Below are 20,869 nucleotides of genomic sequence, written 5' to 3' on the forward strand. Positions count from 1 at the left end.
TATCAAAGCATCAGTAATATATAAAGGGTTTCAAGTACTGTAGAAAACTGTAAAAAAACAGAAGTACTAAAAAAGAGTTAAAATGGAACTTACCTGTAGCCGCCTATCAGGCGGTTGATCTCCTCGCTGCCGATGATGCCTATTATCTTATTATCATCATCGACAACGGGAAGGGCAGAAATATTGTTCTGTTCCATTTTCTTAGCAGCAGTTTCAATGTCCTCGTTTCCTTTTACTGTGAGGACATCCTTTGTCATTATTCCATCAAGGGTTTTGCACTTAAGTGCAACTGCCTTGGAAATATCCCAGGAGGTAACAATTCCTGTCAGTTCATCATTCTCTGTGACTACCGGCAGATGTGTTATTCCTTTTTCAAACATTACCCTGGCTGTTTCCTCTATGCTGATACCCTGCCTGATCGATACGATATCATTTCTCATCACATCGGAAACAATTGTATGTGAAAGGAAATTGCCTATCAGATAACCTAACTGGCCGGATTCCAGCAGGAATGCATCATGTCCGTAATTGGATTCTATCTCCCTGTAAGTTACATCCAGCTCATTTGCACTTAATGCGGATACGATCTCTCTGGACTGGTAAGGTGGATACAGCCAGTCAGAACTGACAGCAACTATGAGGAACTTTGCTTTTGCAGTCTTCATTCCTTCTATTAGTGACTCTTTTCTGGAAAGGTCGAAGTAATCAAGTGCCTTGGTTATATAGAGATAGGAATTTGCATCAAAGCGTTTTGTGAATGACTGGCCCTGATAATGCAGGTAACTCTCAACCTCAAAATCAAAACCAAGGTTGTAATCATATTGTTCTTTGTTCTGCAGTTTCCGTCCGAATTTCTGGTGCATTGAAGCGTCGCTCAGGTATGTTATGTGCCCTATCATTCTTGCAAGTGCCAGTCCATGCGTAGGTGCAGATCCAGAGTAATAATCCCCATTATTCCATTTGGGGTCGGATAATATTGCTATTCTGGCGACCTCATTGAATGCTATCTGTTGAGGTGATGAACGGGCTGTGGTTGCAATAGCTATTGCTTTTGTCACATAGTCCGGATATGTGACTGACCACTGGAGTACCTGTACTCCTCCCATTGAGCCGCCGATAACTGCAAAGAGTTTTTGTATCCCAAAATGGTCCACAAGCTCTTTCTGTGCTTTTACCATGTCGGCAACGGTGATGAACGGAAAATCAGCACCGTACTGTTTTCCAGTTTCAGGATTTATGGAAGAAGGGCCTGTAGAGCCCTTACATCCTCCAAGTACATTGGAACAAATAACGAAGTACCGGTCGGTATCAATGGTCTTACCCGGCCCGATCATTATGTCCCACCATCCGGATTTGCTATCCCCTTTATGCAATCCTGCTGCATGTGCATCTCCCGTGAGTGCATGGCAGATGAGAATTGCATTACTTTTTTCAGGGTTCAGCTTTCCGTAGGTTTCATAGGCAAGCTGCACATCCCGGAGCTTTTCACCGTTTTCCAGTTCAAGTTCGTGAGGCAGGTTGAAAACCTGAGTTTCAACAATGCCTATGTTTTCTTTTTTCATAGTTTTTGCGACCTTTCCAGTGCCTGGCTTATGTCTGCTATAATATCTTCAACATCTTCAAGCCCGACAGACATTCTGATGAAATCATCGGTTACACCTGTGGATTTTCTCTCTTCGAAAGTCAGTTGCTGGTGTGTGGTTGAAGCCGGATGGATTACAAGGGTCTTTGCGTCACCTATGTTTGCCAGGTGTGAGAGCAGCTCTACACTGTCAATGAATTTCTTTCCGGCTTCCAAACCGCCTTTTATTCCAAAACCAAGGATTGCCCCGTATTTACCATTCAGATATTTTGTGGCCAGTTCATGGCTTGGATGGTCCTTAAGTCCCGGATAGTTCACCCATTCGACATCAGGATGCTCATTAAGGAATTCTGCTACTTTCAGTGCGTTGCTACTGTGCCTCTCAACCCTCAATGGTAGTGTTTCCAGTCCCTGAAGGAAGAGGAATGAATTGAACGGACTCAGTGCAGGTCCGAGGTCACGTAGGAGGTGAACCCTCATTTTGATTATGAAAGCAATGTTTCCAAGTTCGGGGAAATCACCAAATGTTTCCCAGTATTTCAGGCCATGGTAACCTGGATCAGGTTCTGTTAATCCTGGGAATTTCCCGTTGCCCCAGTTGAAATTACCGGAATCTACGATAACTCCGCCAATTGAGGTACCATGTCCTCCAAGGAACTTGGTTGCTGAGAGTACAACGATATCAGCCCCAAAGTCGATGGGTTTGGTAATGCCTATACCTACGGTGTTGTCAACTATGAGTGGTATGCCTGCATCATGTGCAATTTTTGAGATCTCTTCAAGGTTGGGTACGTCAAGCTTCGGGTTTCCGATTATCTCTGTATAGATAGCTTTTGTTTTTGGAGTGATGGCTTTTTTGAACTCTTCAGGTTTTGTAGAGTCAACAAAGTGCACTTTTCTTCCCAGTCCCGGGAATGTATTATTGAATAACTGGTATGTTCCTCCATAAAGGTTATCGGCTGCAACGATCTCATCTCCAAGGCCTGTGACACCGAGTGTTGCAAGAGTGATAGCGGACATTCCGGAAGAAACAGCAAGTGCACCAGTGCCACCTTCAATTGCAGCTACTCTTTTCTCAAGAACATCGGTAGTAGGGTTCATGAGTCTTGTGTAAATGTTCCCGAACTCTTTCAGTCCGAAAAGATTTGCTGCATGTTCTGCATCCTTGAATGTATATGATGCTGTCTGGTAGATTGGTACTGCACGTGATCCTGTTACAGGGTCAGGTTCCTGCCCTGCATGCAAGGCCAGTGTGTTAAATCCAAATTTCTTCTTGTCCATGTTGTTTCCTCTTGGTTTGTTGAATGCAATTTGATTGCGATATTACCAGATTGATGTAGTTTTATATATATGTTTGCATAAAGGCAAAGAAAATTATAACCTGTAGTTATGGTATGTTTTTGTCTTTTGAATATTTGTTATACTTACTCACTCTTTTTTGTTTTTTAGTGTTCGGGGCAGAAAATAAACCCGGTTTTAAAATCGAATAAAAATAAAAGAAAACAGCCAGAAGCTGTGAATATAAATATGATTCTGTTCCCGTAATAAAATACGGTCAAACAATAAGCATTTTCAGGAATGCAACTTCCCTGACCTTTGGACTTTCAAGTACCTTTGCAGTTGAATTCAGTTCCTGTACAAGCTTTCTGACGTTAGAAATGTGTTCCTTTGTATCAAGTTCTATCATATTGATGCATATTATCTCTGCACCTTCTACCTGCTTTCTTGCATACTCTATAAGCTGGTCTGCTTTTGTTTCGAAATCAGCTGAATTGATAATTAGTATACTCGGGAGCAATTCGGTTTCAGGAAGTGCCATTCTTTCAACATCTGCTTTCAGCTTATGGGGAAGTACGGTTTCCTCGGTTTCAATGAAAACCGTATCAGGATTGAATTCTTCCTGAAGGGTCAATAAGTTGCTTCTGATATCTGTGTCAAGAGAGCATGGTATACACACGCTGTTGACTTCCTTTGTCTTAATTCCCAGTTCTGAAAGTGTCTTTTCATCATAGTCTGCCTCCCCGGTTTCCTGAACGATAACACCTATTTTCTCTCCCATTGAGTTAAGGTATTTTGCAAGGTCAAGAATCATTGTTGTTTTACCACTGCCCGTTGCTCCGCCTATGATGCTTACTTTCATATTGTGCACTCCATTTGTAATTGAAAAATCCTTAAATGCCCTGATAATGTTCTATTCTGCCGCTATATCTTGGCACTCTTTTCTATCTGCAGTTAGCATTTCTAAAGCCTAAGCTAAGCTTAGAGTTACCAGTTCATTTTGCAGTTCACAGCAATCCCACATCGCTGAAACACTGCTTAATCGTTTACGTAATTGTTACTCACTCTATTATGAGATTTACTGATTAATAAACTTTCAGTATTGAATAGTAAAAATTTAATCAAAAAAGATAATCAGGTGGTTAATATAAACCACCATTTTCTGGCTATCGGGCGGCTTGATTATGTTTTATCCTGAAAGTATCATACAAAACCAGATATTATGTCTCTATTTCCTGTTGTAGTTTCTTCATTTCCTTTATCTCTTTTATTCTTCTCAGAATGACTTCCCCGAGGAAGATAATAAGAGCTGCAAGCAGGAAGTATATTTTCTGGCTAACACTGTCACGTACAAGCTTTTCAGAGTTCCCCTGTGCTTCCTCAAACAGTTTTGCCCTTGCTTCGTTCACAGAATAGGTGCTTCCGCCATATGATTTGATCAATGCAGGAAGTTCCTCATTAAGCCCCACATCACGGTACTCGAGGGCATAATTCACTGCTACCGGATATCCGGAAAGGTCATGCAGACCTATAGGACTTGGGTTAATTACAGCTTCATAGACATTGTTCCCTGTAAGTGATAGGTCAAGAGCATCACCATCCAGCTTCAGGGTGGGTATGCCTTCATCGTACATTGTCAGTTCGATGGTTACAGGTGTACCGTACCATGTATCTGGTGCATTTACAACAGCTCCTGTTTCTTCCCTTGGGTTACCGATCGCCCAGTTCACGGTTGAGGATATGAGCTTTGAATTATTGTCAGAATACAATTGGGTGGCCCACATGTTCTCTCCACCCTGTCCGTTATCAGTTGAAAGGGCAGCAACCCTTCCGAGTCCGTATCGCCATGTGGTCAGTACAGGTTTTCCTGTACTTGTGATAATAAGCCGGTCTGCTCCTGCTTTTGGTGTAACGTCATCGTATCCTGTAATGCTGCCTTCGATCTCAATGTCCTTTGTAATGAAATGTTTGGTATTGTATTCAATAAGAGGGTACGTACCAATATCGGCAGTCTCTTCATCCTCGGTTTGCTGAAGGTCTTCAAATTCTATATTTGCTCTTTCACCTTCATCAAGGTGGAAGTAAACACCGCCTACTTCATTCATCAATGTTTCTGCATAGAAATTTCCATAATTATCAACTTGTGATGGCGCACTTGACCTGATGTGTATGTAGTAGAGATTCACACCTTTATCCACTATATCTTCTGCAACCTTAAGACTTTCATCATATGATTTTTCAATTCCACCATCAGAAATGATTATGATCTCCAGTTCTCCAACTTCATTATCCAGCCACTCATCTGCTATCGCCAGTCCTTCGTTAAGTGACGTTTCACTTGTACTTCCAGGCGTAAGCGTTGCCATCTCAGACTCAAGGAATTCAATATTCGAAGCAGTCCCTAGGAATTGTAGTCCACCGGATACATCCATACCTTCACTGCCAAAAGCAATGACTCCAAGATAAGCATCTCTCAGGTTGTCATTGTGAAGTATATTAATGGCGTTTCCAAGTATATCTGCAATAGTTCCGTGAGCGGCTGTACTTTGTGATATATCCAATATCAGGACAATGTTCCTTCCGCCGCTCCAGTCAGTAGGCTTTGAGAGGACCGGTAATATCTCTTCGATAGGGGAGTCAAGGTAATCTCCATAATTATAGGAACGGTCTCCTCCCACTACAACAATACCTCTGCCGTCATTGAGGTAGTCCTGTAGTTCTTCTACATTGGCTTCTGTGAATGAGTTCGCATGAGTATTATCGATAATTATTGCTTTCTTGGTATCGATATTGTTAAGTTCCCCTGAAGTTGAAACATCATAGAGATTTAACAATATATCTGCAAGCGGGGAATTGGTTTCAAGACCGATTGCACGAATAGTAGGTTTAGGGATAGCATATACAGCTTTGTAATATTGATTGTTGATAGGATCAACATCAGAGCTGGAAGGCTTGATAATAGCTTTCAGAGTATGTGCGCCAAGTTTTGTGAATTTCACCTGTGTTACAGGTATGCTTTTCTCACGTGTTGTTTGTGTGACCTTGCCACTTCTAATGAGCGTATCATCACTATATAATTCATAATTGTAGCTTATTTCCTGGTCCATTGCCTGGGATACTACAATGTCGAACTGGTTCTCGTTCTTGAGAATGACTGTCTTATCACCTACGATCTGCACTGTCAGATCATTCTCTTCCAGTTCAGGTTGAACATAATACACTGTAGTGCCGGTTTCCTTTGCAAACTGCAGGGCATCTACCAGTTCTTCACCTGTATTGCTGTTACCATCAGTGACCAGCACTATCTGGTTGTCTCCTGTGGCATACTGCACAATAGCATCCCCAAGAGCAGTGCTGTCTCCTGTGAGCCGGACAAGTGATGCAGAAGTCTTAGCAGTCATGGCTTCATAAAGTTCAGATGCCGTACCGTTAACGAACAACTCCATACTGTCAGTCTCATCCGAGATTATCACAAGGTCAGGATTATCATCTGTTGTGATCCTTGGTACGAGTGTGAAAGGTGATGCAAGAGCAATGATGAGCAGTATAGCAACAACGATACGCGAGATAATAAGTCCTTTTTTAGTTCCCTTCTTCAGTAGATAGAGGCCTGCAATAAGGGCGGGGATAATCAGCAAGAGCATCTCCGGATTTTCAAGTTGGACCATCAAAGCTCACCTCTTTTTCTGATTATCAGCAGTTCCAGTATTACCAGGATGAAAACAATGATTATCATGTAAATGTCCAGATAGTTCTTTGCGGTATAGGAGCTGGCACGAACAATTTCAGGCCCATTGTTTACCTGTGAACGTTCTATTACGTCATCTCCTTCAAGAGTAGTATCAGATTCCCTGTCGTTATAGAGATTAACAGCTATTTCTTTTCCAGCTACCTGGTAGACTCCGCTTTGATCATAAAGCACACGAGTTACTGTTTCCGTTCCGCTGGGAGTCTCGATATCCTGTTCCTTTGCCAGTGCTGAAATAGTTCCTGTCTTAAGGTTATAGTCCTGAACACTACCGGTACCTCCGAGCCATCCTGCCAGCTTGAACCAGAATACAGGATACTCAGGAAGATTATGGAAATTGTTCCAGGCATTCTCGCCGGTAATATCATTGATTCCGAAATAGACGACTGTTCCATCGCCGACTGAATGATATGCCAGCACGGGAACCTTTTCTTCAGTAGCGACAAGTGTAGTAGAATCGATCCTTTCGGTTACATTCAGGAATTGGTACATGGCAACTTCTTCGTATTTGATATCCTCACTAAGCCTTGTTTCCTGAACGACCTCAAGGGTCACACCATTGTCTGCATCTTCAACAGACTCCGGTATTAAGGGGAGCAGTTCCTGTAATTCCGTCTTTGCGTTTTCAGTTGAAAGTGCCTCACTGGCGATAAATACAGCTCTTCCTCCATTATTGAGGTAGCTGTTAAGAGATGATATTTCATTGCTTGCAAGTGCCCTTTCCTTATTTGCAATAACAACAATACTGTATTTTGACAGGTCATCAGGTACTCCATCGATCTGTTTAAGCTGAATGGTTGGTATCAATGAAAGTGCAACCTGTGATGGCAGGTTTTCAACATCTGTTACATAGAGCAATTGTCTGTCGGATACCTTAGGAATGGATATGTAAGCGATATTATCAACCATAAGGCTGTCATCATCTGTTAATCTTACTTCTGTAATGCCCGTTCCAAGATTTGTGATCAGGAGTTGTTTTGTTGAATGTGCCGGGATGGTTAGTGAAGCCTCATTTGTCTTCCCATTATCAAGATTCTTGATATCAACATCCACTACCTGTCTGCTGTTCCTGTAGTTCTTCACAACTCCTGTATAGGTATAACTGCCATCTACAGCCTCAATGCTTCCCTGGATGAATCCTACATTGTCAGCATCATTACCAACAATGATGAACTGGACGGTAAGTCCGTATGATTCAGCAAGCTTCATTGCATTAACTGGGTCATCACCATTCCAGCTAGTAAAATCGGAAATAACGACAATATTGCCACCTTCATCTGAGAGTAATCTCATGCCAGCTGAAATGGCGCTTGACAGGTCTGCAACTGTCGCTTTTGCTTCAAGGATGTCAAGTGTGTCATAGGTTGCCTGCGAACCTTCACCTTCAAGCACTGTTACCGGAGTGCTCTCTGCAAGTATGATGCTGTTCTTCTTGCTAACATAATCTTCGGCTTTTGCTATGGCATCGCTGAATCTGCTGTCAGTCTGCATGCTTGCAGATGCATCTATAATAAGTACCGTGTGCTCGCCGCTGAGTGCTTCCTGTGTTTCAAGAAAAGGCGATGCTGCGGCCATTGCAAGGAGTATGAGCACAAGTAATTGTATAAGGAAAAGCGGGTCTTTTATGAGTTTTGTAATAGATGTATAGAAACGTTTTTTCTCTTCCTTGATGTCCATAAGGAACATGAGGGATGGGACCAGGACCTGAAGTGGCTTTGGCCTGAGAAGGTAGAGCAGTATCAATGGTATGACACTTACAAGACCTGCCAGTGCAAGAGGATTATCAAAAGGCATTACCATCTCCTCCTGCTGATGGTGTGGAAGAACGCGTCAAATATCGGGGTGTCTGTTGTGAACGTATAGAATTCTGCACCAACTCTGCTGCATGTATCCTTGATATGGTTAATATGTTCTGTTAACTTTTCCTGATACTCACTTTTAAGATCTTCACTGATGTATGTGTCCAGTTTTACTCCTGATTCAAGGTCTATGAGCCTGCTGTGACCGTGGATAGTGAGGGTGCTTTCTGTCCTGTCAAGTACCTGGACAAGTATAAGGTCATGACCTGAAAAACGATATATTGCAGATTCGATCTCCTTTGGGTCCTGAAGGAAATCTGAGATAATTATGACAAGTGAACGTGAATGGATTGCTTTTCCGTACAGGATGGTGCATTCATCAATAGCTGTCTTTCCACCTACCCTGGCCGTTTCAAGTCGCTCGATTGTATTAAGCAGGTATTTTCTTCCTCTTCTGGGTTTTGTGATGTCCACATCTTCTGCAAATGTGGATATTGCAAATTTATCGTTATCCTTTGTAACCAGATAGGCAAAACCAGCTGCAAGCATTGTAGCATACTCGAACTTACTTGGGGCAGCTCCGGCAGTATAGTCCATACTCTTACTGGAGTCCAGCAGGATGTGTGTTGTCAGGGATTTGTCTTCCTCGAACTGGCGTACATAGAGTCTCTCAGACCTAGCATAAGCTTTCCAGTCCACGGATTTGAGTTCGTCACCACGGTTGTATTCCCTGTAACCAATGGTGTCCAGACCTCTTCCGCTATGGATAGAGCGTCTGCTACCTGCATAGGCAGTTGACACTCTTTTCTTTACCATGAAGGTAAAACGGTCAAGCTGCCTGAAAAAATCAACATCGATATTATGTCTCTTGTCGCTCATAGCCAGTGCTCTGCCCGAGTTTTCTGTCAGAACTTACCTTTTTACTTTATTTTTTCAAGCAGGCTCTTGATAACCTGGTCAGTGCTGAATCCTCTTCTTTCTGCCTCGAAGGTGAGGATGATCCTGTGCCTGAGTACAGGATATGCCATTGCATCAATGTCCTCTGCACTTACATAGTTGCGTCCCTGTATCAATGCCCGTGCCTTTGCTGCAAGAATGATTCCTATTGATGCCCTTGGGGATGCACCGTATTCGATGAACTCGCTTTTGATACGTGTTGACATGACGATCTTAATGGCCCTGTTCTTGATATCATCGGCAATTGGTACATCTCTTGTCAGTTTCTGCAGGTCAAGAAGTGTGTTCTTGTTAACAACTTTACCAACAGTAGGCATGATGGACTTCGTGTAACGGTTAACGATCTCTATCTCATCTTCGTAGCTTGGATAATCCACAAGTATCTTAAGCAGGAATCTGTCAAGCTGTGCTTCCGGGAGAGGGAAAGTACCTTCCATCTCAATAGGATTCTGGGTTGCCAGTATGAAGAATGGTTGTTCAAGAATGAAGGTATCGTTACCGACAGTGATCTGTTTCTCCTGCATTGCTTCAAGCAATGAGGACTGTGTCTTTGGTGATGCACGGTTGATCTCATCGGCAAGTACGATATTGGCAAACACAGGTCCCGGCTCGAACTTGAATTCCTTGTGTCCGTCACTTTCTTCTATGATATGTGTTCCTGTGATGTCCGCAGGCATCAGGTCTGGTGTACACTGTATTCTGCTGAAGTTAAGGTCCAGTGATTTTGCTATGGTTGAAATGGTCAGTGTCTTTCCAAGACCCGGGTTACTTTCCACCAGTGCATGTCCATTACATAATATTGCAATTATGATCTGTTCCACTGAAGCTTGCTGGCCGACAACTACCTTTCCAATCTCGTTGAAAAGCGTTGCAAACATATCGCCGGCCATTTTGTATGTTTGCGACAGGTCCCTTGAATTCAGGTCGCTAGCCATTTATTATCTCCTTTATCGTTGTCCTATAAGTGTAAAATTATGAATGTAATGTTCAGTTCTTAGCCATTTCCTCAAAATACGATTTGATCACGCTTTCATAACCCTCAGGAAGCTCTTCATAATATGCCTGGGATGAAATGATGCTTATTTCGTAAGGTGAGGATTGGTCAAAGTCTTCATCAGCCTCTTCTGCTTCTTGCTGGTTTGAAAAACCTGTACCTGTTCCGGGTGGAAGTGTAAGATCAACTTCTGTTCCTTCCACAACAATTATCGCAGTTTCCCCGGTAAGGTCTTCAGTTCCGGAACCATCATCGTCGCTGCCCTCATCAGTTATGTCGTAAAGGTCACCTGATGTGTCTTCGTCTTGAGGCAACAATCCTGCATCTTCTAAAAGTGTTATGACATCCTCCGGATTAAAGTCCGTATGAATGTCATTCGACATAATAATACCAAGTGTTGATGCAGAGGCCAGTATAAGTATCAGGCCCAGTGTAAGCCGTCTTCTTTTCAGAAAAGCCGAAGACTGCACTTTTGAAATGCCTGAAGAGACAATATTTAACAGGTCATTCACTATTATATTGTCAGTTTCCCTGTTATCGTATGCAGTACGTAGTTTTTCCTGTAGGTTTGGATATTTTTCTTCTACTAATAATAAAATCCCGGTCCTGTCATCACGTCTGTGTATCAGGAAGGTCAATATCAATGCCATGAATGCGGAAATAAGAGCCAGTGCAACATTTTCGAATGCAATACTTATGCCTGCAAGATCGTAACTTGTTCCTGCCCTTACTTCAAAAGTAGTCATCATGGCAAATACTTTATCCATATTCAACAGGAACATCAGGGTAAAAAGTACCAGTGAAATTGTCAGGAAATCCAGTATCTTATAGACCCTACGGTATTTTTTAAGGGCAGACTCCTGTTTCTTTACGAAATCCCTGATATCCATGGTGGCACCGTTTATTTTGATTCAGCAGAAGATGCTTGCTTTTTCAAATACATCTAATTAGATTCGCAATAAGAATCAAATTCAGGATATGATCCGAGTATTTTCAACATCCCTACGTTTGACTCTATATTAGATATTGCATCTTTTATAATAGTATCGTTTATATTTCCTTCGAAGTCAATGTAGAAAACATAATCCCCAAGTACTTTTTTGGAAGGCCTTGATTCAATCCTTGTCAGATTGATATTGGTTTTAGCAAATTCACCCAGAATAGCATAGAGAGCACCGGGGCGGTCACGGTCAAGATAGACTATTATAGAGGTCTTATATGAGCTACCTTGTTTATCCTTTTTTATGTATTTTTGGACACTTTCCGGAATATTGCTTCTTGTAATTATAACAAAACGGGTATGGTTATGTTTTCTATCCTGAATATTTGGCATGACAATATTCAGATTATACATTTCAGCCGTCTCGGGTGAAGCGATAGCTGCCATTTCCTCAAATTCAGTGGCAAGTTTTGCCGCATGGGATGTACTTCCCGTTGTCCTCAACTCAGCGGCAGGGAAATGATTTTTCAGGAATTGGCGACATTGTCCGAGACCCTGTGGGTGTGATAGTATCACTTTTATCTCTTCTTTTTTACCTCTGGATAACAGGCAATGTTCTATAGTGACGATTGTCTCTCCAATGATATTTACATCATTTTCAAGTAATCTGTCCAGTGTAATTCCTACAGAACCTTCAATAGAATTTTCCAGGGGCACAACACCGATTTCACATTTCTTGTCTTCCAGCAGGGAGAATACATCCTGTATGTCTGCACAATATTCAAGAATATCTTCACCTTCGCGTCCGTTCTTTTCTATCCATTGCTCTGCAGCTTTTTCAGAATAGGTTCCTTTAGGGCCAAGTACGCCGATTATCATTCTGTTCCCCAACGATAGTAAATTTAAAAAGTCTTTTCATTACTGCTTTTCAAGGGCCTTTGCTATTTTTATCTCTATATCAGAGTGTCTGTTATCAAGTAATGTCAGGTCTTTTTCTGCATCAACAAGAGCTTTAATATATATATCATCTTTCTCGTCGGGCAAAGCTGTAATATCGGGGAAATTCTTAAGATCCTGGATCATCGGTTTGATCTCTTCTTCTCTCTGGGCAAGCAGATCAACTATTTCTTTCATTTCATTCCGTGTGGTATCATCCTTTATTTCCTTAATTTTATCTTCCATTCCTTTCCTGCGTGTACTCAGACCATCTGCAGTAGTATATATCCTGTCAAGCATCTGTGCCAGGATAGCCTTATCAAATATTATTTCTTCAGTCTTGGTCTCAGGAACCTTCTCTTTCTCTTCAGCCCCGGTTTCCTTAGGTGGCATACATACATAATCCTCGCTGAATACTCTCTGGTTCATATATGTGGGGGAAACGATTTCAATATCGGAATTATGCAGGGAGTCTATAACGTTCTTCTTAAAATCAGACCTCGCAGTGATTATACCTTCAACATCCTTGAGGAGGCCTCCGACCTTATAACTGATAGAGAAATCTCCAAGTTTTTCAATATGGACAAAGGGACTTTCCAGACCCGAGACCTCTGCAGCTCCCAGAAGGCTTTTCTCAATATCTTTTCGGGGTATGTTGTAACCCAGAGAAACGCTTGATGTGATTATTGTTCCTGATGATCTGATGGTCTTGAGAGGTTTTGAGACCAGGGCAAGATTGGGTATAGTAATGAGGTCCCTATCGATGGACTGTATCTGGGTATGAAGGAAATAAATTTCAGTTACTCTCCCAAAAGAGCTATCTGTTTTTATGAAATCCCCTACCCTGAAAGGATGTATCATGCGAAGCATTATCCCGGCCATCGCATTCGCCACAAAAGTGGTTGATGAGAATGCAATAACAGCACCAATAACTATACTTACAAAGGTAAGTATCAGGTTTTTGTCTTCAACATTTATTGGCAGGGTGAATATGATAAACAGTATGCCAGTAATAAGAATTGCAACAAAGATGAGTTGTTGTATCATTCTTTCTCTTGAGAATAGATTCCTTTTCCTGAAAAGGAAATCAAAAAGAATGATTAGCGAGAGGGTAACCAGTAAAGAAATTATACTTGGTATGAATTGGTTAATATCCATATTCTTTCTCCCGATTGATAATTCCGGCTTCCAGATAATAATGATGTCTCATCATATAAATATGGTAGATGAGCTCAATGACCATGATTAATTCTGCTTTACAATTTCCTATCAATACATTTGTTTATCGCTCTTTTCAGACCATTCCCTGAGCAGTTTAAGGCACTCATCCCTGTCAGTGTTAACTAACTTAAGTCCCTGATCCTGTGTTTCTCCCCGAATGTACCTGTAAAAAAGACTGTCATCAAAACCAATGGACGCAACGTCTATTTTGTTGGACCCGTAATATACTGTCTTTATGCGTGCCCAGTAAATGGCTGCAAGACACATGGGACATGGTTCAGAACTGGTGTATATTTCGCAGTCTGAAAGGTCGAATCTTTCCAGAATCTCAGATGCCTGCCTGATGGCGAGGACTTCTGCATGGGCGGTAGGGTCATTGTTCTTCAATACTTCGTTATGAGTTTTGGATAATACCTTCCCGTCTTTCACAACAATCGCCCCGAAAGGTCCACCATGATTGTGTTTAATTCCGTGACGTGCCTCATCTATGGCCATTTGCATAAAGGTGTTCATGGGACATTATCATTATTTATTGGTTTTAAGTGCAGTGGTAGATGATCGCATAATCTTCAAAAAATAAAGCTTTATAGTATGATTATTACTCGTTAGCTTGCTTTATATGCTCTTAATAGCTTTTAGAAACTTTATATGCTTTTGATTGTAAATTAAAGCTTTATTATTACTTTTTAATTGTAAGTATCTTTATATTCGAATTAACGAATCCGGGAATTGTAAGATCACATGTCTAATTCCATAAACCACCACCAACCATCATCACCAACGTACCACCATACGTATCGTAACACCAACATGTGATCTTTCTTCTATTCACATATCATATTCATTGCATTCATATGGAATACAAAAACCAAAAAGAAAAGAAAAAGGAAATCGGAGTTTAGAAATGAAAAAAACAACACTCAACTATATTGTGGATCTTCCGTTATTGGCACAGTCAGTCATAGTAAGCGTTACAGGAGTTGTCCTGATGTATGGAAGCCACGGCGCAAGTTTCCTGGGATTTGATAGTAGGGAATTGCTCCACATGCATGAGCAGATAGGAATCCTGATGGTTGCATTCTCACTCATCCATGTAGTGTTACACTGGAAGTGGATGGCCTGCACAACAAAGAATTTCCTCACAGGTAAGAGCAGTTCATCTACAACCCGTAAGAGTGGATCATTTGTACAATGTGAGGTGGCAAATCAACTTGAAGAGTAAATTAATGTATTCAAATTAGATGTCTGGTTTTTTCCAGACATTCTCATCCTATTTTTTTCGTATACCATAAACCTATTATCTCTTAGAGCATTTTTCTGTATAAAATAAAGGTGGAACTATGCAGCTAAAAGTACAGCCTATTGATATCAAAGTCGGCAAATACAAAGTGGTGTTGAATACAATTGACGCCAAGGAACTGGGAGTTAACGAGGGTGACAGGGTAAGGATCAAGGATCACACAATTCTTACAGCCATCGTCGATTTTACAGAAGATATGATCTCTCCCGGAATGATAGGTCTGTATCATGAGGTGCAGGAACAGTTGCAAAGAGAATGGACAGAAACGGTAGAGGTCGAACCGGCTGATAAACCAAAATCCACCCGCATCATCCGAAAGGTCATGGATGGTCACAGACTTGAAAGGGATGAGATATATGAGCTTGTGAAAGACATCGTTGAAGAAAATCTCAATGATATCGAGCTTGCTGCATTCCTTACTGCCACTTATATCAAGGATCTCAGTGAAGATGAGACCGAATGGCTCACAAAGGCAATGATAGAAACCGGTGAGCGTATAGAATTCAGCACTTCCCCTATAATGGACAAACATTCAATAGGTGGCGTGCCAGGTAACAAGATCTCCCTGCTGATTGTTCCAATTGTCGCAGCCAATGGTTTACTGATCCCAAAAACCAGCTCTCGAGCCATAACCGGTGCCGGAGGCACAGCTGATCTCATGGAAATACTGGCTCCGGTGGAGTTTACCGCTCAACAGATAAAGGAAATGACTGAAAAAGTAGGTGGTGTCATTGTCTGGGGTGGTGCTACTAATATCGCACCTGCAGATGACAAGCTAATAAAAATAGAGTATCCGCTTTCTATTGATCCACATTGTCAGTTGCTGGCTTCCATTATGGCTAAAAAAGGTGCAGTCGGTGCCCAGAAGGTTGTTATGGATCTCCCTACCGGTGCAGGTACTAAACTACCTGATGTAAAGGCCGGAAGAAAGCTTGCCAGGGACCTCATAAGTCTTGGCGAACGTCTTGGTATGGATGTTGATTGTGCACTAACCTACGGGGCATCTCCTGTGGGAAGAACAGTTGGTCCTGCACTTGAAGTCATAGAAGCTCTTAAAGTCCTTGAAACAATGGAAGGTCCCAACAGTCTCATCGAAAAGAGTGCTGTCCTTGCAGGTATGCTGCTTGAGATGGGCGGAGTTGCTGCAAAAGGACAGGGTCGTGAACTTGCAATTGAGACACTTAAGAATGGTAAAGCACTGGCAAAAATGAAAGAGATAATTGCAATCCAGGGTGGCAATCCGGATGTAACTCACAAGGATATTAAGGTGGGTGAATTCACTGCAGAATTAACAGCCCCAACCAATGGTTATATTCTTGAGTTCCATAACAAGCGTATTGTTCAGATAGCAAGGCTTGCCGGTGCACCAAATGATAAAGGTGCAGGCGTCAGGATCCACAAGAAACGTGGTCAGTCCGTTGAAGCAGGCCAGCCTGTTCTTACAATATATGCTGAGAAAGAAGAAAAACTCGCAGAAGCTATCAAAAGTGCCAGGGAGGATCTCCCCATAGTCGTTGAGGGTATGCTTCTTGAGAGAGTAGATGACATAACCGAAGTCTGATAGGTATTCCAATGAAAAAGATAGTAATATTAAGGCTTGGCCACCGTCCACAGAGAGACAAGAGGATAACCACGCATGTGGGTCTGACAGCAAGGGCTTTTGGTGCAGAGGGCATGCTCCTGGCATCCGAGGACAAGAAGCTTGCAGACAACATAGCCGATGTTTCCACAAGGTGGGGAGGAGACTTCTACGTTAAGAACGATGTCAGCTGGAAGTCTGAAATAAATAAATGGAAAGAAGATGGCGGAAAGGTCTGTCATTTATCCATGTATGGAATAAATCTCCCTGATGCTGTTCCGGAGATTCGTCAGTGTGACAAGCTCATGATCGTAGTGGGTGCGGAAAAAGTACCTTTTGAAATATACGAAATGGCTGACTGGAATGTTGCAGTTGGCAACCAGCCCCATTCAGAAGTTGCAGCTGTGGCGGTAACCCTAGATCGTATCGCTGATACTGACCCTCTGAGAAATGAGTTTAAGGGTGGCGAATTAACAATCGTTCCTGAAAAATGTGGTAAACAAGTTATTGACAACAGATAATTGGATTTTACTAAGGGTCCCTTTTTACCGAAGGACCCCTGTATATCCTTCTTCTTTCGTAATCACCGTATCCGCGGTGTTTTGGATCTTCTTTTTTCTTCAAATGCTTCTCAAACAATTCTTCGAGATCATCCTCATCGATATTACCATCTGTTTTTTCATTGTTTTCTGGCATATGATCACAAATTATCAAATTGTTTTTATGAGCGGATCATGGTCTATGAATTCCACATCGAGTTTTAATTTATCCGCAAGCACCGGGCAGAGATTCTGCATACCTGGATTCTCTGTGGCGTAATGTGTTGCATCAACAAGGAGCATGTCGTTGAAAGAGCGTATTATATCATGCTTCAGTTCTGATGACACATAAGCATCCGCTCCGTATTCTCTTGCAGTTTCAATGTATTCCGACCTGAAACCACTTCCTCCGAACACCATTACTTTCTTTATTTCGTCCTTGTTCCCAGTATATTGGATATGTGTGTTCAGGCTCTTTGAAACAAGGTTGACAAAGGTTTCTGTTGAACATGGGGTTATTGTCCCGATTCTGCCAATAGGAGTTTCCTGTATATCTGATAATCCAAGCCTGTTTGCAAGGGCATCGTTTATGCCACCTTTTGCCTTATCGAAATTCGTGTGCATGGAGTATAACGATATGTTGTTATCAAGGGCTATTCTGAGACTGTCTGCCAGTTTTTTGTCAATGCAATTGATAGAATGAAAAATAAGTGTATGATGTGTTATCAGAAGGTCTGCACCGATCTTTGCAGCCCTGTTAAGCACGTATTCTGTAGGGTCCAGTGCAATGGCTATCTTGCGAATATCATTTTCCAGGTTTAGTGTAAGGCCTATTCTTCCAATATCAAAGTCTTCAGCAAGTTCAGGAGGTGCTACTTCTTCGAGAATCGGAATAATATTTTTTAGTTGCATAAAGCAGGAATAATTTTGAATTGATTTGAACCTGTCGGAAATACTTTGTTTACTGTTGTTGGTATAATTATTCTTTCTATTTTATTTAATAAATGTGTATACAATCGAAGCATTCAAATAGGTGCATTGTATATTTATAATAAATAATATATTATATGTTTGAATTAAATACTCGAGGATAGTTTATGAGGATAAAGACAGGTGTAGAGGGTTTTGACGAAATGGTGCAAGGCGGATTGCTTGCAGAACGTGTTTACCTTGTAAGTGGTCCACCGGGTAGCGGTAAGACTACTTTTTGTGTGCAGTATCTGGCGCATGGTGCAGCCCTTGGTGAAGTAGGTCTTTATGTAACATTACTTGAAAGTCCGCAAAATATCATTGATGATATGTCCAACTACTCTATTAGTGTGGTCCCTCTCATAAAAATGAGAAAACTGCTTTTTGCAGACCTTGGTCCACGAATGGAATATGGATTCATGGATGAAATGAGCGAATATATCACTCCTGAATATGAGGTCTCAGCGACTTCAAACGAGCATGAAGCTCCTTCTCCTGCTATGGTATTCAGGGAAATAGCAGCCTATGTGGCAGAATATAATGTCAAAAGGCTGGTAATAGATTCCGTCTCCGCAATAAGGTTCACCACAAGGGACATGTCCCTTCAGGAAAAAGAAATGAGCCGTTTCATAAGGAATCTTAAGAAACTGGGCTGTACTACTATACTCATATCTGAAATGACCGATCCAAGTGCTTATTCCACTGAACAGTTTGCAGCACATGGTGTTATTTTCATGCATAATTTCCTCTATGACCGGACAATGACCCGTGCATTGCAGGTTATTAAAATGAGAGGTACAATGCATGATTGCAATATGCGCTCAGTAAATTTCAGTGACAGAGGACTTGTAGTCACTGATCTTCTTGAGTGATGGTGTTTACAAATGGTAAGGTTCTTTGTCAAAAAGGAAGAGAAGACTCAGCTAACTGATTCAGAGATTGCTGAGCTTTCAAAAAATGCTTATGACCTTGGGTTTGAGGTAGGATACCATAAGCATTCTGAGCTTGGATGGGTCAGTGAACGATATTCAATGCTTGAAGATCTTGCCAAAGAAGCAGGACTTGATAAACTAGTCAAAGAACAATATGCCAAAGGTAAAGAAGGAGGCGTAAGGGCCAAAGAAAAAGATATGAATGCCGGTCTCTCTAAGAAGGAATCTGAAAAGCAACGGGAAGAATCAAAAGCAGCTTACAATGCTTTCAGTATACATCATCAGGAGAGGCTCATTGAATCTGGCTACAGGAGTTCTCTTGTGAATGAGGATTATGTTTTTTCCATGATCCGGCACCCTTCCTTGATGAATCTCCCTGGATCGACTTCAAGAACAAGAGCTCTTGATCGGCCTTCTCAATTACGTGGATTTAAACCCCTGTATCCTAAAAATTAAAAATTTACAATTAATCTATGGCTGGGATGTCTATGTTAGCAAAAAAAGTTTTTTATCTGTCATTCATTGTTTTCATTTTGTTTACTTCTTCTGCAATGGCTTATACCGTTGATGATATTGAATGGAGTGACAGTTCTGATGCAAGTGGAACCCTACACTGGGGTGGTACACTTAAATGTGACGAATACACGATAAAAGCGGAAGATTTCAATGAGGGTGGCTATGTAAGTATTGGTATCTACCGTGACGGACAACTACAAAAGAAATCGCCCGCACGCGCCGGTGAAGGTTTTGAATTCCGTGATACGGAAAAGGGTGATGATCTTCGTATCTTTGTAAAAACTGTGACTCTCAACATTGATGAGTGGACCGGCAATATGGAAGATCCGACTGTTGCCATAGAGGTTTACGAAAGGGGCATACCTGAGATGGACATTGTGATCGAGCCTGAACAGGATACATATGATCCGCGGACAATTTCCTATCCAACTATAATTGCAACGATTGCTATCACCAATGAAGGTGATGCCAAAGCATATGATATGGATGTGGATATTGATGTGGATGGTATGGAACTGATAGATGGCAAGTTGAGTCATCATCTTATTTCTATCGATGAGGATGAAGTACTCGATCCAATAGAGATCAAACTGGAAATCCCACATTACTGGGAAGAGACAGATGTGGACATTACTGTTACAACAAGATCAGAAGATATCAATGGTGAAATACACGAAGACGTTGAAACGGAAACTATCACCATAGAACCGGTAGTAGAACTGATGATCACAAAGAGTGCCACTGAAGAAATATACATGGATGAGACTGCACATGTTTCTGTCAGTATATGGAACAATGGTATCTACAGCCTTAGTTCGGTGTCAGTCACCAACCCAACTACAGGTGATCTTGAAATCCAGGACAGTGTTGATAATGAAGTTACACTTTCTTTCACTTCAAAGGAAACAAAGGCAAAGGTATTTGAATATACTTTAAAGCCTACAAAGACTGGCAAATATTCAATGCCGGCAGCAACTGCTACTTTTACTGCTCCTGATGGAAAAGAATATACCTTCACTTCAGAAAAGCCCACTATCCAAATAGATGGTCCTGATATTGTTCTTACTAAAGATGTAAGTCCTTCATCTGTAAACCCCGGTGACGATGTTACTGTAAAGGTCACAGTGAAGAATCAGGGCACAAGGGACGCAAGCGTTCATACATCTGAAACTATTCCTGAAGATGTTGTTTTTTTAAGTGGGGATCTTAGTTTTGATGATGTTGCCGTGCATGGTAAGACCTACTCATATTCTTATGTCCTTAAAGTAAATGAGATTGGAGAACTGAAGCTTCCTGCGACGACTGGAACATTCATTGATTTTGAGGACTATAAGGGTGAAAAGATATCCAATATGCCAATAATCACTGTGCTTGATCCGTCACCAGAACCTGAAGAGAGTACATCTGCCAGCAGTTCAGGCGCTAACACTGATCAGCAGGTAAGTACCAGTGACCAGGGGTCAACCTATACCAGTGATATTGCTGAGGATAGGGTAGAGCCCGGCTTTGAAGCAAGCTTTATGATACTGGCGCTTTTCGGAGTTTATTTCGTATCCAGACGCAAAGACAGGTCATGACT

General features: G+C 41.6%; 19 protein-coding genes. 6 read left to right on the top strand and 13 right to left on the bottom strand.

Going from position 1 to position 20,869, the window contains the following annotated elements; translation table 11 throughout:
- Positions 1-89: 89 nt before the first annotated feature.
- From metX to RE476_RS02530, 11 genes are all read right to left on the bottom strand, one after another.
- Complete coding sequence (metX, locus tag RE476_RS02480; protein ID WP_309308820.1) at positions 90-1,562, bottom strand: homoserine O-acetyltransferase MetX; 1,473 nt, start codon at positions 1,560-1,562, stop codon at positions 90-92.
- Positions 1,559-2,863 carry an O-acetylhomoserine aminocarboxypropyltransferase/cysteine synthase family protein gene (locus tag RE476_RS02485; RefSeq protein ID WP_309308821.1) on the bottom strand — a complete coding sequence of 435 codons (1,305 nt, stop codon included), beginning with the start codon at positions 2,861-2,863 and terminating at the stop codon, positions 1,559-1,561. The genes metX and RE476_RS02485 overlap by 4 nt, the downstream gene beginning before the upstream one ends.
- Before the next feature lie 274 nt (positions 2,864-3,137).
- Positions 3,138-3,722 (bottom strand): GTP-binding protein, encoded by a 585-nt coding sequence (locus tag RE476_RS02490; RefSeq protein WP_309308822.1) that lies wholly within the window; start codon positions 3,720-3,722, stop codon positions 3,138-3,140.
- 358 nt (positions 3,723-4,080) lie between these two features.
- Positions 4,081-6,528: a hypothetical protein gene (locus RE476_RS02495; protein WP_309308823.1), complete on the bottom strand. Its 2,448-nt coding sequence runs from the start codon at positions 6,526-6,528 to the stop codon at positions 4,081-4,083.
- A complete protein-coding gene (locus RE476_RS02500) occupies positions 6,528-8,402 on the bottom strand; it encodes a VWA domain-containing protein (protein WP_309308824.1) in 1,875 nt (624 codons plus the stop codon). Before RE476_RS02500 ends, RE476_RS02495 begins: the two co-directional genes overlap by 1 nt.
- Positions 8,402-9,286 (bottom strand): DUF58 domain-containing protein, encoded by an 885-nt coding sequence (locus RE476_RS02505; RefSeq protein ID WP_309308825.1) that lies wholly within the window; start codon positions 9,284-9,286, stop codon positions 8,402-8,404. Before RE476_RS02505 ends, RE476_RS02500 begins: the two co-directional genes overlap by 1 nt.
- A gap of 41 nt (positions 9,287-9,327) precedes the next feature.
- Entirely contained in the window at positions 9,328-10,299 is a 972-nt protein-coding gene (locus RE476_RS02510) for an AAA family ATPase (RefSeq protein WP_309308826.1), read from the bottom strand.
- 52 nt (positions 10,300-10,351) lie between these two features.
- Positions 10,352-11,248, bottom strand: a complete 897-nt coding sequence (locus RE476_RS02515) for a DUF7502 family protein (RefSeq protein ID WP_309308827.1) — start codon at positions 11,246-11,248, stop codon at positions 10,352-10,354.
- Between the two features lie 53 nt (positions 11,249-11,301).
- Positions 11,302-12,177: a prephenate dehydratase gene (gene pheA / locus RE476_RS02520; RefSeq protein ID WP_309308828.1), complete on the bottom strand. Its 876-nt coding sequence runs from the start codon at positions 12,175-12,177 to the stop codon at positions 11,302-11,304.
- A 39-nt stretch (positions 12,178-12,216) separates the two neighbouring features.
- Entirely contained in the window at positions 12,217-13,392 is a 1,176-nt protein-coding gene (locus RE476_RS02525; RefSeq protein ID WP_309308829.1) for a mechanosensitive ion channel family protein, read from the bottom strand.
- A gap of 111 nt (positions 13,393-13,503) precedes the next feature.
- Positions 13,504-13,950: a nucleoside deaminase gene (locus RE476_RS02530; RefSeq protein WP_406600974.1), complete on the bottom strand. Its 447-nt coding sequence runs from the start codon at positions 13,948-13,950 to the stop codon at positions 13,504-13,506.
- A 409-nt stretch (positions 13,951-14,359) separates the two neighbouring features.
- Here RE476_RS02530 and RE476_RS02535 point away from each other — a divergent pair, with 409 nt between their 5' ends.
- The 3 genes from RE476_RS02535 (at position 14,360) to RE476_RS02545 (ending at position 16,855) form a co-directional block, all read left to right on the top strand.
- A complete protein-coding gene (locus RE476_RS02535; protein ID WP_309308831.1) occupies positions 14,360-14,677 on the top strand; it encodes a DUF4405 domain-containing protein in 318 nt (105 codons plus the stop codon).
- 118 nt (positions 14,678-14,795) lie between these two features.
- Positions 14,796-16,316 (top strand): AMP phosphorylase, encoded by a 1,521-nt coding sequence (locus RE476_RS02540; RefSeq protein ID WP_309308832.1) that lies wholly within the window; start codon positions 14,796-14,798, stop codon positions 16,314-16,316.
- A gap of 11 nt (positions 16,317-16,327) precedes the next feature.
- On the top strand, positions 16,328-16,855 hold the full coding sequence (locus RE476_RS02545) for a tRNA (cytidine(56)-2'-O)-methyltransferase (protein ID WP_309308833.1): 528 nt from the start codon (positions 16,328-16,330) through the stop codon (positions 16,853-16,855).
- Positions 16,856-16,865: 10 nt separating this feature from the next.
- Here RE476_RS02545 and RE476_RS02550 read toward each other — a convergent pair whose 3' ends face one another.
- Positions 16,866-17,030: an RNA-binding protein gene (locus RE476_RS02550; protein ID WP_309308834.1), complete on the bottom strand. Its 165-nt coding sequence runs from the start codon at positions 17,028-17,030 to the stop codon at positions 16,866-16,868.
- Between the two features lie 14 nt (positions 17,031-17,044).
- Positions 17,045-17,785: a Nif3-like dinuclear metal center hexameric protein gene (locus RE476_RS02555; protein ID WP_309308835.1), complete on the bottom strand. Its 741-nt coding sequence runs from the start codon at positions 17,783-17,785 to the stop codon at positions 17,045-17,047.
- 185 nt (positions 17,786-17,970) lie between these two features.
- On the opposite strand from RE476_RS02555, the gene RE476_RS02560 reads away from it, so the two are divergent.
- The 3 genes from RE476_RS02560 to RE476_RS02570 are packed head-to-tail and all read left to right on the top strand — an operon-like array spanning position 17,971 to position 20,867.
- The gene (locus tag RE476_RS02560; RefSeq protein ID WP_309308836.1) at positions 17,971-18,714 is read left to right on the top strand and encodes an RAD55 family ATPase; all 744 of its coding nucleotides are present in this window, start codon (positions 17,971-17,973) and stop codon (positions 18,712-18,714) included.
- 12 nt (positions 18,715-18,726) lie between these two features.
- The gene (locus RE476_RS02565; protein WP_309308837.1) at positions 18,727-19,230 is read left to right on the top strand and encodes a hypothetical protein; all 504 of its coding nucleotides are present in this window, start codon (positions 18,727-18,729) and stop codon (positions 19,228-19,230) included.
- A 32-nt stretch (positions 19,231-19,262) separates the two neighbouring features.
- Entirely contained in the window at positions 19,263-20,867 is a 1,605-nt protein-coding gene (locus tag RE476_RS02570; RefSeq protein WP_309308838.1) for a BatD family protein, read from the top strand.
- Positions 20,868-20,869 lie beyond the last annotated feature (2 nt).

Origin of the sequence: Methanolobus mangrovi (genome assembly GCF_031312535.1) — an archaeon.
Lineage (GTDB): Archaea > Halobacteriota > Methanosarcinia > Methanosarcinales > Methanosarcinaceae > Methanolobus > Methanolobus mangrovi.

What these genes read in the sequence shown, in the direction of transcription:
- RE476_RS02505 (WP_309308825.1), bottom strand. Translation starts at nt 9,286, where the DNA reads ATGAGCGACAAGAGACATAATATCGATGTTGATTTTTTCAGGCAGCTT.
- RE476_RS02530 (WP_406600974.1), bottom strand. Translation starts at nt 13,950, where the DNA reads ATGGCCATAGATGAGGCACGTCACGGAATTAAACACAATCATGGTGGA.
- RE476_RS02510 (WP_309308826.1), bottom strand. Translation starts at nt 10,299, where the DNA reads ATGGCTAGCGACCTGAATTCAAGGGACCTGTCGCAAACATACAAAATG.
- RE476_RS02495 (WP_309308823.1), bottom strand. Translation starts at nt 6,528, where the DNA reads ATGGTCCAACTTGAAAATCCGGAGATGCTCTTGCTGATTATCCCCGCC.
- RE476_RS02525 (WP_309308829.1), bottom strand. Translation starts at nt 13,392, where the DNA reads ATGGATATTAACCAATTCATACCAAGTATAATTTCTTTACTGGTTACC.
- RE476_RS02550 (WP_309308834.1), bottom strand. Translation starts at nt 17,030, where the DNA reads ATGCCAGAAAACAATGAAAAAACAGATGGTAATATCGATGAGGATGAT.
- RE476_RS02515 (WP_309308827.1), bottom strand. Translation starts at nt 11,248, where the DNA reads ATGGATATCAGGGATTTCGTAAAGAAACAGGAGTCTGCCCTTAAAAAA.
- metX (WP_309308820.1), bottom strand. Translation starts at nt 1,562, where the DNA reads ATGAAAAAAGAAAACATAGGCATTGTTGAAACTCAGGTTTTCAACCTG.
- RE476_RS02560 (WP_309308836.1), top strand. Translation starts at nt 17,971, where the DNA reads ATGAGGATAAAGACAGGTGTAGAGGGTTTTGACGAAATGGTGCAAGGC.
- RE476_RS02565 (WP_309308837.1), top strand. Translation starts at nt 18,727, where the DNA reads ATGGTAAGGTTCTTTGTCAAAAAGGAAGAGAAGACTCAGCTAACTGAT.
- RE476_RS02535 (WP_309308831.1), top strand. Translation starts at nt 14,360, where the DNA reads ATGAAAAAAACAACACTCAACTATATTGTGGATCTTCCGTTATTGGCA.
- RE476_RS02500 (WP_309308824.1), bottom strand. Translation starts at nt 8,402, where the DNA reads ATGCCTTTTGATAATCCTCTTGCACTGGCAGGTCTTGTAAGTGTCATA.
- RE476_RS02545 (WP_309308833.1), top strand. Translation starts at nt 16,328, where the DNA reads ATGAAAAAGATAGTAATATTAAGGCTTGGCCACCGTCCACAGAGAGAC.
- RE476_RS02570 (WP_309308838.1), top strand. Translation starts at nt 19,263, where the DNA reads ATGTTAGCAAAAAAAGTTTTTTATCTGTCATTCATTGTTTTCATTTTG.
- pheA (WP_309308828.1), bottom strand. Translation starts at nt 12,177, where the DNA reads ATGATAATCGGCGTACTTGGCCCTAAAGGAACCTATTCTGAAAAAGCT.
- RE476_RS02485 (WP_309308821.1), bottom strand. Translation starts at nt 2,863, where the DNA reads ATGGACAAGAAGAAATTTGGATTTAACACACTGGCCTTGCATGCAGGG.
- RE476_RS02555 (WP_309308835.1), bottom strand. Translation starts at nt 17,785, where the DNA reads ATGCAACTAAAAAATATTATTCCGATTCTCGAAGAAGTAGCACCTCCT.
- RE476_RS02490 (WP_309308822.1), bottom strand. Translation starts at nt 3,722, where the DNA reads ATGAAAGTAAGCATCATAGGCGGAGCAACGGGCAGTGGTAAAACAACA.
- RE476_RS02540 (WP_309308832.1), top strand. Translation starts at nt 14,796, where the DNA reads ATGCAGCTAAAAGTACAGCCTATTGATATCAAAGTCGGCAAATACAAA.